Source organism: Helicobacter pylori, from assembly GCF_003636935.1.
GTDB lineage: Bacteria > Campylobacterota > Campylobacteria > Campylobacterales > Helicobacteraceae > Helicobacter > Helicobacter pylori_CH.
Genome location: NZ_MVVH01000002.1, coordinates 64,578 through 76,176 on the forward strand (window position 1 = coordinate 64,578; position 11,599 = coordinate 76,176).

12 protein-coding genes are annotated in these 11,599 nt (G+C 38.3%); all 12 read right to left on the reverse strand.

All coding sequences use genetic code 11. The features are described from left to right. Positions 1-312 precede the first annotated feature (312 nt). On the reverse strand, positions 313-984 hold the full coding sequence (hsrA, locus tag EAL87_RS01855) for a response regulator-like transcription factor HsrA (protein ID WP_001264984.1): 672 nt from the start codon (positions 982-984) through the stop codon (positions 313-315). A gap of 324 nt (positions 985-1,308) precedes the next feature. Then, positions 1,309-2,421 carry a metallophosphoesterase gene (locus EAL87_RS01860; RefSeq protein ID WP_120912742.1) on the reverse strand — a complete coding sequence of 371 codons (1,113 nt, stop codon included), beginning with the start codon at positions 2,419-2,421 and terminating at the stop codon, positions 1,309-1,311. Between the two features lie 154 nt (positions 2,422-2,575). Then, complete coding sequence (gene rimP, locus EAL87_RS01865; RefSeq protein WP_120912743.1) at positions 2,576-3,016, reverse strand: ribosome maturation factor RimP; 441 nt, start codon at positions 3,014-3,016, stop codon at positions 2,576-2,578. Then, positions 3,009-3,344: a 30S ribosome-binding factor RbfA gene (gene rbfA, locus EAL87_RS01870; RefSeq protein ID WP_120912744.1), complete on the reverse strand. Its 336-nt coding sequence runs from the start codon at positions 3,342-3,344 to the stop codon at positions 3,009-3,011. The genes rimP and rbfA overlap by 8 nt, the downstream gene beginning before the upstream one ends. Then, the gene (infB, locus tag EAL87_RS01875) at positions 3,344-6,175 is read right to left on the reverse strand and encodes a translation initiation factor IF-2 (RefSeq protein WP_120912745.1); all 2,832 of its coding nucleotides are present in this window, start codon (positions 6,173-6,175) and stop codon (positions 3,344-3,346) included. The genes rbfA and infB overlap by 1 nt, the downstream gene beginning before the upstream one ends. After that, positions 6,172-6,426, reverse strand: coding sequence for a DUF448 domain-containing protein (locus EAL87_RS01880; protein ID WP_181370003.1), 255 nt, complete (start codon positions 6,424-6,426; stop codon positions 6,172-6,174). Before EAL87_RS01880 ends, infB begins: the two co-directional genes overlap by 4 nt. Then, the gene (thrB, locus tag EAL87_RS01885) at positions 6,413-7,294 is read right to left on the reverse strand and encodes a homoserine kinase (protein ID WP_120912746.1); all 882 of its coding nucleotides are present in this window, start codon (positions 7,292-7,294) and stop codon (positions 6,413-6,415) included. The genes EAL87_RS01880 and thrB overlap by 14 nt, the downstream gene beginning before the upstream one ends. 53 nt (positions 7,295-7,347) lie before the next feature. Next, on the reverse strand, positions 7,348-7,821 hold the full coding sequence (locus tag EAL87_RS01890) for a tRNA (adenosine(37)-N6)-threonylcarbamoyltransferase complex dimerization subunit type 1 TsaB (protein ID WP_162972547.1): 474 nt from the start codon (positions 7,819-7,821) through the stop codon (positions 7,348-7,350). A 22-nt stretch (positions 7,822-7,843) separates the two neighbouring features. Continuing rightward, positions 7,844-8,731, reverse strand: coding sequence for a UDP-3-O-acyl-N-acetylglucosamine deacetylase (lpxC, locus tag EAL87_RS01895; protein ID WP_120912747.1), 888 nt, complete (start codon positions 8,729-8,731; stop codon positions 7,844-7,846). After that, the gene (gene minC / locus EAL87_RS01900; RefSeq protein ID WP_162972528.1) at positions 8,728-9,315 is read right to left on the reverse strand and encodes a septum site-determining protein MinC; all 588 of its coding nucleotides are present in this window, start codon (positions 9,313-9,315) and stop codon (positions 8,728-8,730) included. The genes lpxC and minC overlap by 4 nt, the downstream gene beginning before the upstream one ends. A gap of 2 nt (positions 9,316-9,317) precedes the next feature. Beyond that, positions 9,318-10,640 (reverse strand): M23 family metallopeptidase, encoded by a 1,323-nt coding sequence (locus EAL87_RS01905; RefSeq protein ID WP_162972529.1) that lies wholly within the window; start codon positions 10,638-10,640, stop codon positions 9,318-9,320. A 9-nt stretch (positions 10,641-10,649) separates the two neighbouring features. After that, positions 10,650-11,591, reverse strand: a complete 942-nt coding sequence (locus EAL87_RS01910; RefSeq protein ID WP_120912749.1) for an outer membrane beta-barrel protein — start codon at positions 11,589-11,591, stop codon at positions 10,650-10,652. Between the last annotated feature and the right edge of the window lie 8 nt (positions 11,592-11,599).

Genomic DNA, 11,599 nt, shown 5'->3' on the forward strand with positions numbered 1-11,599 from the left:
CGCTTGCTTTTTACAAGATCTTTTATTATTTGATTGTAAAAAATGTTTTTAGCATTCTTTAAGTTTTATGGTCAATATTTGTGATAGAGCTAGAGTTTGTATTTTTGTGTTTTGATGGATACTAAGATCAGCATGAACTTTAGTATTTTTTAATCAAAATACCTTACCCATAAAGCTACAGGTAAAACCCCCAACTAAGGGTGGCATAACATAATACGATATTATTAAATGTTATTAAAATATTGTCAATAACTTACCCACTCCATACCCCCATTATCATCAATAGTATTTTTTACAAAAAAGCCATGAAGCTTATTCTTCACACGCCGGTTTGGGGTAGCAAAAACGATAGCCTCTGCGCCTTACAGTTTCAACCGTGGAAATCCCCAAAGGTTTATCCATTTTTTGGCGGATTTGATTGATAGCCACTTCAATCACATTAGGGGTAACCATTTCAGGCTCTTCCCAAATAGCGTCTAAAAGCTGTTCTTTGGAAACGATTTGATCCCTATGTCTGGCAAGATGGGTGAGCACTTCAAAAGGTTTGCCCTTAACTTCAACTTCACGCCCCTTGTAAATAATCTTTTCTTCATCAGGGCTAATGGTCAAATCCCCAATTTCAATCACATTAGATCCCCAAAACCTCAAACGAGCCTCAATCCTTGCGACTAAAGCCTTAATACTGCGGTAAGGCTTAGCGATGTAATCGTCCGCACCTTGCTCAAACGCATGGACTTCTTCCTCGCTTGTAGGGTTATCAGAAGAAACTAAAACAACAATAGAAGAATGCTTTTCCTTGATTCTAGAAACAAAACTTAAAGCGTTTTTATCGCTTACCATAACTAAGTCGTAATTCCTAATATCCATAAGATATTCCCCATCCTCTAAACTCTCTGTTACATCAGCCATAAAGCCTTTAACATTTAAGCCCTTTTCAATTTCTCCACCCAAAACAGAATTTTTTTCAATCAGTAGAACGCGCATGGTGTATGGACTCCTGCATTTAAGAGTAATTCAAACACTGATTATATCATAATTTTAAATTAGTTTAAGAAAATATTAATAAAAGTTATCGTTTGCTGGGTGTAAGTTCTTAAATTTGGATTGTAAAAAATGCCTTTGAGCGTTTTTATGGATAATTTTTAAAATCATTTGCTAAAAATCACCATTTTATTGTATAATTACAAAGCCGCTAAGATTGAAGGGTCACCTCCCCCTCCTTTCCCTTTATCTTGGCGGTTGTTTTTTAACTCCTTGTTTTAATCCCTGTTTTTAACCGCTTGATTACGATTTTAAGATTTTGTTTGACTAAGCTTGATTTTTAGGTAAAAGCCTAAGGTATGCGATCTCGCTAGGGGCTAAAAACCTTAAAGGAACGCCCCAATACCCTGCCCCACTGCTCACATAAATTTGAGTGGTGCCGCTGTGCTTGTATAAACCATACAAATAGGTTTGTGCCAACTTGACTAAAAGGCTAAAGGGAAAGATTTGCCCTGCATGGGTATGCCCTGAAAGGACTAAATCTACAGAGTGGCTTTCTTTGAGGCTTCTAATTTGTTTGGGCTGGTGGGCTAAAAGAATCGTGGGCTTACTCTCATTGCGCTTTTTTAAAGCTTTGTCAATATCAGGGGCAAAATTTTGATGCTTTCTTGCGAAATAATCATACACACCGCACAAATTGATCCCCCCTAAATGCACGCACTCATTCCCCAAAATCGTCAAATTTAAAGTTTCAAGAAACGATAAAATCGGCTCTATGCCATGATAATATTCATGATTTCCTGGCACATAAAAAGTGCCATGCGTGCTTTTAAGGTTGTTTAAGGGCAGTAAAAAAGATTTGACTTTTTCAATGCTTTCATCCACTAAATCCCCCCCAATCAGCACCATATCCACTTCTTTTTGATTGACTTCTTCTACAATGTAATCAACAAAATCTTTTTGCAACAAACTCCCCACATGCATGTCTGTGAGTAAAATAATCTTTAATTCTTTATCCAGCTTGTCTAAATAAATAGGGGTTTCTTTGATTTTAGGGCGGGCCAACCCTTCATAAAATCCGCGCCAAAAATACCCTAATAACGCCAGATAAAACCCTAATTTTAAAAAGTTTTTTAAACTTTTACGCCTTGAATGCAAAAAATCTATTTTTTCTACAGAGTAAGAAAACCCGTAAAAACTTAAAGAAAGGATAAAAATAATAAAAGTTACAAACGAACACGCCGAAGTCAAAACAAACAAATGGCTAGGCATAACATTTCTGTAAAAAGCAAAAGCCGTCTCGCCCGTGCTCAAAAGGACAAAAAACCCCAAATAAGCGTATTGGGAGATTTTCTTTAAGGTTAAAAACGATTTTAACATCCTAAAAGAACTATAATTCAAAAGACACAAAACCAATAAAAACGCTATGGAGATCAGCATACCACCCTTTTTGTAGTCATAATGTTCCACTATATTAGCATGTTAACGCTAACATCCCCTTTAGAGCTAATATCCTTTTAATGCCTTATCTTATAATCCAAATCATTCTTAAGCGTTATAACTAAAACCATTTTTAACATTCAAAAACCCCATTTCACCACTCAAAAAGCGTTTTAACTTTCTTTAAGTCTTTATACTCCACGCTTTTAATGGTGTGATCCTCTAATTCAAAATCCGCGCTCCAATCGTTAGCGTCTTTAAGGACAGCTTGAAAGCTTTCTTTATTTATGAGTTTGACTCCCACTTTTTCGCCTAAAGAAAGCTTGAAGTGTTTGGGGGTTTTAAGCGTTCTTTCTAACCCCATAGAGCTCACTTCCAAAATATAAGCGTCTTGAATAAAATCGCACACATCTAATAAGGGCGAAATCATCTCGCTCACCTGTTGGCAAATATCCAAGCTAACCGCCCCATTAGGGTTTTTAAGGCTCACCCTTAAAATATTGTGTTCATTTTCTTTAACCAAACTCACATCATAAAGCAAGTAACCCAAGCTTTCAATCACGCCTTCTATTTTCTCTTCTATTTTTTTAGTCATGATCTTTCCCTTTAGCGATTTCATTGAATATGGCGTCTAGGCGGAGTTGCTTTTCTAAGCTATTGTCCAAAACAAAACTGAGTTTTGGGCATTTAAACCACCCGCTTGTTTGCAAAACAAACTGCCTAATCAAACCCTCAGCTTTTTTCAATTTAGAAAGGATTTTATGATCTGATGAAAGCACAAACACATAAGCATGGTGCTTCCCCTTAGAGCATTCCACCTTAGTAACGCTTAAAGAATTCAACTCGCTGTCGTTCAAGCTCGCTAAAGCCTCTTGCAATAATTCTAAAAGATTGGACTCTAAGCGTTCTTTATGAGCGTTCATTAGAGGGTTCTTTTTTTATGGATTTCTTTATAGGTTTCAAACACATCGCCCACTTTAATTTCATTATAATTTTCTAACATGATCCCACACTCATAGCCCTTAGAAACTTCTTTCACATCGTCTTTAAAGCGTTTCAAAGAAAGGATTTCGCCGGTATGAACCACCACGCCATCCCTAATCAAACGCGCCTTAATGCCACGAGCGATCACCCCATCGCTCACCACACACCCGGCTATCGTGCCCACTTTAGGGATATTAAAGGTCTCTCTCACTTCCGCTTGCCCGGTATGCTCTTCTTCAATGATAGGACTCATCAAGCCTAACAATAACGATCGCATTTCTTCAATCAAGGCATAAATCACCGTGTAAGTTTTAATGCTCACGTTGTATTCTTTAGCCTTATTTTTCACGTTACCGGTGGGGCGGATATTAAAGCCTAGAATCACCGCATGCTCACTGCTAGAAACCAAGCTCAAATCATTCTCAGTAATGCCCCCCACCCCTGAGTGGATCACTTGAATCGCTACTTCTTCGTTATTAAGCTCTAACAAGCTGTTTTTAATGGCTTCTAAGCTTCCTTGCGTATCCGCCTTAATGACTACAGGAATGTTTTTTAATTCCTTATTAGCGACCATTTCTGAAAGCTCATCAAAAGACACTTTAGTGCTTTTACTCAACGCTTTTTGGCGCAAATAAGTCGCCCTCTTTTGAGCTTGCAAGCGCGCGATAGAATCGTTTTCTACCCCTATTAAAACAGATCCCGCAGGCGGCACTTCGCTCAAGCCTGTGATGAGAGCCACCATAGAGGGTTTTAAACTTTGAATGCTCTTGCCTTGATCATCAGTCATCGTTCTTACTTTACCAAACGCCGTTTCAGCAAAAAAACTATCCCCCACGCTCAAAGTCCCGCTTTGGACAATCACAGTGGCTACTGCCCCACGCCCTTTTTCCACGCTCCCTTCTAAAACAACCGCTCTAGCGCTGCCCTCTTCTATGGCTTTTAATTCCATAATATCCGCTTGGATAAGAATGGTTTCTAATAAATTGTCAATGCCATCGCCCGTTTTAGCCGAAACAGGGATAAACTCATACTCTCCGCCCCAATCCACAGGGTTATAGCCAAGCTCAGCGCATTCAGCTTTGAGTTTGTCCGGATTGACATTAGGCTTATCCATTTTATTCATCGCAAAAATCACAGGCACATTAGCCGCTTTTGCATGCTCTAAAGCTTCAATAGTCTGTTGCTTCACCCCATCATCAGCCGCTATCACGATCACTGCAATATCTGTAACTTGAGCCCCACGATTACGCATCTGGCTAAAGGCTTCATGCCCTGGGGTGTCAATGAAAGACACCCATTTGCCATTTTTTTCTACCATGTAAGCGCCAATGTGCTGAGTGATCCCCCCGGCTTCCGTGTGAGCGACTCTTTTATCACGGATTTTATCTAATAGTGAAGTTTTACCATGATCCACATGCCCCATGATGGTAACCACAGGCGGGCGTTCTTTTTTCACCCCCTCTAGCACTTCTTCTACTTCAAATTCCTCTAATGTGTTTTGAACAGAAATTTCTAAATGGAACTCTTCGGCTAAAATTTCTATGCTATCCTTATCCAAAAAGTCGTTTTTAGTTACCATAAGCCCTAAATTAAAAAGCGTTTTAATCACATCAGCCAGATTCAAATTCGCTTTTTGCGCGAATTCATAGACGCGCACTTCTTCAGGGATTGCAATCGCGCTTTGGATCACTTTTTGGCTGTTATCGTTACGGAATGCGCACTTTTTCTTGGATTGTCGTTTGATCCCGCTTTCATTCATCCAAGGGTTTTTCCTTTGGACGCGCACCCTGTCGTTGATATTTTGGCGGATTTCTTTTTCTTCTTCTTCCTTATTGAGATTATCTTGTTCATGCAAATCAAACAATAAGATTTCATCGGTTTCATCATCATAAATATCATTGCCCTTAAAATCCCTCGCATCGCTAAAATCAATTTTATGGGATTTGTTGTTTTTGGCTGTGGGGGTGGCTTTGGGCTTACTGGGTTTTTTGGCTTTTTTAGCCTCTTGTTTGTCTTTTTCTTGCCATTCTTTTTTAATGTCTTCAAAAATAGCCGCCGCGCTTTGAGTGGGTTTTTTGCTTTCTGTTACGCTGTTTTGCGTTTCATTTTCTGTTTCATCGTTGCGTTTAATAACTCTAAAACCGGTGCGTCTTTTAATGTTTTCATGGCGTTTGATCTCTTGCTCTTGCTTTTTAACTTCGCTGATTTCTTTTTTAGCGTTATTAGTGTTGTTAGCGTTGTTGGTATTGCTTTGGGTGAGCTTGTTTAGGGCTTCTCGGCTTTTTTGGATTTCTTGGAGTTTTTGCTTGGCTTTTTCTATTTGAGATTGAGAGGGGGTTAGTGCTTTAGGAGTGTTTTCTATAGGGGGCGTTTTATTCTCAAAAGTATCAACAATCTCTATTCCTTTCTTTTTGATAATGGGCGTGGGAGCTTCTTTTTTCTTTTCTTTAGTTTTTTTGGGCTTTGGCTGGCTTTTTGTCTCTTCTTTTTTAGGCGTTTTAGAAACCTTTTTACTGGGCGTTTTAGGCGTTGCAACCCCATTCTCTTTATTGTCTTGTTCAAGATTTTTAGCGGGTTTATTAGCTTGCACCTGTTCTTTAATGCCTTCCACAATGTAATTGTACAGCTTGGCTGCTTGCTCTGGGGTCATTTTAGAATTTGTTTTAAGCTCCAAACCAATATCTTTGGCTTGCTCGATCACATTTTTAAGTTCTTTTTGTGTCTTACCTAGCTCAGTTACAAATTTTTTTAAATCAACCATCTCGCTCATGCTATGCTTCTCTCCTTAATCCAATTAATGATATTTTTGGTATCTTTTGGGGCGTTCTTTATTTTTGAAACCGCTTTCAACAACTTTTTTTCTCCATTCTTCAAACAATTTCCACACACATAAAAACTACGGCCTTTGCCATCAAATTCCATGATTTGATTTTCAAAGCTTTTCAAACGCAACAAATCCTTTTGAGGTTGGCGCATTCTGCACGCCACGCACATGCGGATTTTAATTTCAGTCTTTCTCAATAAGGACTCCATCATTATCAAAATCTAAAACCGCTACCCTGAATTTAGGGAATTTCTTGCTCAAAACCTGTTTCAATTTAGGAGCGTCTTCTTCATAACACATGTTAAAAAACGACGAACCACTCCCTGAAAGCGTACTCATTAGAGCGTTATTTTCTAAAGCGAGCTTTTGGATCGCAAACAACACGGGATAAGTTTGCATGCGCTTATATTGATGCATCCTGTCTTTAGAGCAACAACGCAATAAATCCCACTTCCCTTGCACAATCGCCATCGTCATCAAACTCGCATGCGAAAGGTTAAACACGCTTTCTTGCACGCTGTAACGCTTGGGCAAGAGATGGCGCGATTGCTTGGTGGAAATGGCCCTATTAGGGATCACCATCACCGCTTTTAAAAAAGAAGGGATTTTGGTTTTTAAACTTACCACTTTCTTTTTTTCCACAAACGCTGCATTATACCCCCCAAACACCGCCGGGGTGATATTATCCGGGTGGTTTTCATAAATTAAGGCGGTATTGACAATATTTTCTCTGTCAAAAGGAAACCCTAAAAACGCAAACGCCGAAGCGACTGCACCCACAATCATCGCCGAGCTAGACCCCATGCCCCTTGTAATAGGGACTTTATTATGCAATAAAAATTTAAACGAGCCGTCATTCCCATGCTTTTTTAAAATCTCATAAAACACTTTAGTGAAAATATTGTTGGTTAAAAATTTAGGGATCCCTTCACCCTCCCCAACCAATTTCACCGCATGAAAATTACTAGGCTCAATAAAAAAACGATTGCGTAAATTCAAGCTCAAACCCAAGCAATCAAAACCGGGGCCTAAATTCGCACTTGTTGCAGGAACACTCACTACCAAATTTTAAACCCCTATTGTTGATACCCTTTCATTTTTAAAACTAGCATTATACACTAAATAGGAGACAAAATGTAAAACGGCGTGTTCAATTGGGTGAATTTGTCTTTCTCTAAAAAAGAGGGCAGCATGAAATCTTTTGGTGCAATTTTCAAATCTTTAAAATCGCTCAAGCTTTCCATTTCTTTTGAAACAAAGTATTTATTGGCATACGCCAAAATGGGCGTGTTGTCGTTAAAATCAAAGCCTGTGGTTGAATAGAGTTCAAAGCCATGGATTAAAGCCAAAGTGTGTAGGAAAATGTGCGTGAGTTTTAAGCTAGTGAAACTCCCTGGTCCTTTAGCGTAATAAACCCCCTTAATCACCGGTAAAGTAGGGTTTTTAAAATCTTTGAATAATTGCGAAAAAACTTCCACTAAAGCTTCGCTTGTTTTTGATTTGGAAGTGTAAGAAGTGCATAAAAAATTGTTTTGATACACCCCAAGCAGAACCCCCTCTCCTAAAGAGATAAGCGCTAAATCCAATTCCAAAAAAATAAACCCTAATTCAGGATTAAGCGAAAGCCTTTTGCAACGCAAATTCTTTAATTGGATCTGTAGCGATCAAAACTTCGTAATTTTTAGCGTCCGCTAAAATGGCTTTGACCAACATGGAATTGAGCTTATGACTCCCTGAAAAAGAAGTGTATTTGCCCATCACAGGCATGCCTAAAACCATTAGATCCCCCATAGCGTCTAAAATCTTGTGGCACACGAATTCCTTTTCGCATCTCAAACCCTCTTTATTCAAAATGCTGTTTTCATCCAACACGATACAATTATTCAAGCTTCCCCCTTTCGCCAAACCAATGGATCGCAAATAATTCACCTCTTGCAAAAACCCAAAGGTGCGGGCTTTAGCGACTTGCTCTTTGTAAGCGGTTTTACTAAAGACGAAATGATGGGCTTGCTTAGCGATAACCGGATGGTTAAAATCAATCGTGAAATTCAAAGAAAGCTGGCTGTCTGGCTCAATTTTAACAAATTTATCGCCCTCTCTCACCTCAACGACTTGCTTGATTTCCATCACCTTTTTAGGAGCGTCCAATTCTTTAATCCCTGCTTCATCTAAAAGCATGCAATAAGTCAAAGCACTCCCATCCATGATAGGGATTTCTTCGTTATCCACAGAGATTTTAAGATTGTCAATACCATACGCATGGACAGCTGAAAGCAAATGTTCAATCGTAGAAATTCTAGCATTATCCTTACCCAACACGGTTGCCATTTTGGTATCCACGATGTTTTCAGGTTTTAAGGGGAGCTTCACGCCCAAATCAGAGCGGTAAAAAACAATGCCTTGATTTTCTCCTAAAGGTTCTAAAACAAGCTTCACAGGAACGCCCTTGTGCAAGCCTATCCCTACTAATTCCACAGAGTGGTTAATGGTTGTTTGTTTCATAATACTTCCTTTATGTCTAGTATATCGTCATTTTTAGTGATTATTTTAATATTTTTATTTACCAAAAGCCGTTCAATCTCTTTTAGAGATAAAATTTTATTTTGAAAAACGATTTGAGCGCTCTTGACTTCTTTCAAAATCAAGCATTCTCCAAAGCACACAATCGCCCCTTCGCACACCCCATAAACCGACACACAGCCCTCTGAAATAATCTTCGCTCCGTTATGGATATTACCCAAAAAAATAAGATGATTAGTGCTATAAATCTCTTCCCCACTCCTGATATGGCGCTCATAAATCGTTGTTTTAGGTTCTGTTTTAGAATGATTGGGTTTTGAATGATTGGTTTCTTCTTTTAAAGGCATGGTTTTGATATGGCGTCCGTTTAAAGCGCGACTCGTTTCTAAAAACAAAAGCTGGTGTTTGCGCAAAATGGCTTTGACTTCTGGTTCAATATCATATTTAAAAATAATAAGAAAATATTGCAAAAGGGCATGGTTTTTTTCTAAAAATTCCATGACCGCTTCAGGCTCTTGCTTTTCAATTTCAAACGCATGCACGTTTTTTTGATTCGTTTTTAACATGACTATCCTTTCATTAAAAGCCGTTTGGCTTGCTCTATGGGGGTGATGATATTGGTTTTTATCCATTGCTCATTAAGCCATTCATTAGGCCGGACAAAAACCCCTTGCAAAAGCATCCCTAAATGCAACCCGCTCCCTAATTTCAAACCACTACTCCCCACGCTTTCATCGTCTTTTAAATGCGCTAAAAAAACGCACAAACCCAATCCATAACAATTGATTAAACTATTACCATAAAAATCCAACTCCCCCTTAAAAACCCTTTTCACAGACGGATCAAACGCTAAAGATAAATCCTTACTGGGTATCAAATCCACCCCTAAATGCGAAAATTGGAACAACACCTGATCATCTTTTAAAAAACGCCTTCTCTCTAAAAAATTGCTTACCATTTTAAAAGGCCCATTCAAGGGTTTTAGCGCTTGAAAATAAGAAAAATCCTTATAAAAATCCCCTTGCTCTAAAGCGATTTTTTGGATTTTTTCTAAATCTTTTAAGCGCGCGTTGGAAAATATTTCTAATAAAGTTTGCTCAGTATCATTTTGAAATTTTTCTTGCTGTGCAATCTTGTCTTTTAAGGCGCTTAAGTCTATATCTTTTTCCCTCAAACGATGGGTTTTTCGCTTGAGTAATAGAGGGGTGGTATTAGAGTTATAGGCTTTATCTTTAGCGATAATGAACGCCTTAAAATCCTTATTCTCATAAGACCAAGGCACTAGAGCGATAAAGACATTACGCTGTTTGAATTCTAAAAGCCTGAAAGCTTTAAAATCCTTTTTTTTGACGCGAACAAACGCCTGAGACAAATTCTTATCCAAAGCTTCAAAGACAACTACCGCGCTCCCTTCATAAGCGATACTTGGGGAATGGGATAAAACTTTAATGGAAGGTTTTATCGTATCCACACACACTTCTTGTTTGAAAGACGCCTTATTGCCATTGAAAAAATTAGCATAACTCCAATCATTAGCTTTAATTTCATACGAAAGACACTTGTCTTCTAGCCCCATGATTTCAGGCCTAATTAAAGGCACTTCTAAAGACTTGGGTTTATCCAATACCAGATTTTCTTTTTCATATAGAATCAAATTATCTTGTGTGGTTACTTTTAGTGCGTAGCGTTTGATGCCCTTTGGGGCTGTTATTTTAATCTTAATGGGTTTTTTTAAATCCCAAAAAAGCGTTTCATTATTGTCATTGAGTGCATCCTCTTTGCTGCTTAAGCTAAAACTTAAAGCTTTGGTTTTTGTGATTAAAGCGTTAAAAATCAAATAACCCCCTAAAATCAAAACGACTAACGCTAGAATTTTAAATCTTAACTCCAAGATCAAGCCTTAAAAAATGAACGCATAATTCACTAATAAAAAACTGGAGCGTTTGAATTGGTTGTTAGCCGAAATCAACAAACGCTCATCTTCTTTATTTTGATAAATCGCTCCCTCTTCCACTCCCATTCTCAAATAGCTAATCGGTAATTTAGTGCCAATCTCTAAGCGGTGTTTCCTATAAAGCGTTAAACTCAAGCCCACATTAAAAGTGTAATCCACTTCAATCAAGGATTTCCACAAAAAATTAGGGCTTGAATAACCCCCCACTACCAAATTCCTCCCGTTTTGATTAGGCTTGTCTTGATAAAGCATAAGCCCTATCCCAAAACCCGCATAAACGCCTAAAAAATGCTTTTTAGTTCTAAAATCTAAAGGCATATCAAACAACAAATCGGTATTGACAGCCCCTAAAACATAAATAAACGAACCTACAGGTTGCTTGAGTGCATTCTCTTTTAACACCCCTCCCCCAAGCAATAAATCCCCATAAAATCGTGTCCCAAAATAAGGCACAAAGTATTTTTGATACCCAAATTTAGCGCTAATCATAGAAACAGGAGCGTTAATCTCAATATTGTTTTTAAACGCGCTAGGGGCATTCGCGCCATATCTGTCTAACATTTCCCCTTGATAAGACAAGTTAAGTTCCCCATAAGCATACCCACCCCCTAAAAAAACCCCACTCTTATCATCGGCTATGGAAAAAGATTTGAGTAATTTCTCTTTTTTCTTGGAGGAAATTTTAGGATAAGTCCGCTCCAAATATTCCTCTTCAAACTTATCCTTATCCATCTCTTTGGGCGAAACCCCTTTTTCGGTGAGCTGTTGCTTTAAATGGTTTATTTTTTCGTCTAATTGTTGGTTTTCTTCTTCTAAATTGTCATAATCTGTCGCTTGAAGTCCCAATATGAGCACGATATAAATCAAACAATATTTAAATTTCAACATTTTAGCCT

What these genes read in the sequence shown, in the direction of transcription:
- hsrA (WP_001264984.1), bottom strand. Translation starts at nt 984, where the DNA reads ATGCGCGTTCTACTGATTGAAAAAAATTCTGTTTTGGGTGGAGAAATT.
- EAL87_RS01860 (WP_120912742.1), bottom strand. Translation starts at nt 2,421, where the DNA reads ATGCTGATCTCCATAGCGTTTTTATTGGTTTTGTGTCTTTTGAATTAT.
- rimP (WP_120912743.1), bottom strand. Translation starts at nt 3,016, where the DNA reads ATGACTAAAAAAATAGAAGAGAAAATAGAAGGCGTGATTGAAAGCTTG.
- rbfA (WP_120912744.1), bottom strand. Translation starts at nt 3,344, where the DNA reads ATGAACGCTCATAAAGAACGCTTAGAGTCCAATCTTTTAGAATTATTG.
- infB (WP_120912745.1), bottom strand. Translation starts at nt 6,175, where the DNA reads ATGAGCGAGATGGTTGATTTAAAAAAATTTGTAACTGAGCTAGGTAAG.
- lpxC (WP_120912747.1), bottom strand. Translation starts at nt 8,731, where the DNA reads ATGAAACAAACAACCATTAACCACTCTGTGGAATTAGTAGGGATAGGC.
- minC (WP_162972528.1), bottom strand. Translation starts at nt 9,315, where the DNA reads ATGTTAAAAACGAATCAAAAAAACGTGCATGCGTTTGAAATTGAAAAG.
- EAL87_RS01910 (WP_120912749.1), bottom strand. Translation starts at nt 11,591, where the DNA reads ATGTTGAAATTTAAATATTGTTTGATTTATATCGTGCTCATATTGGGA.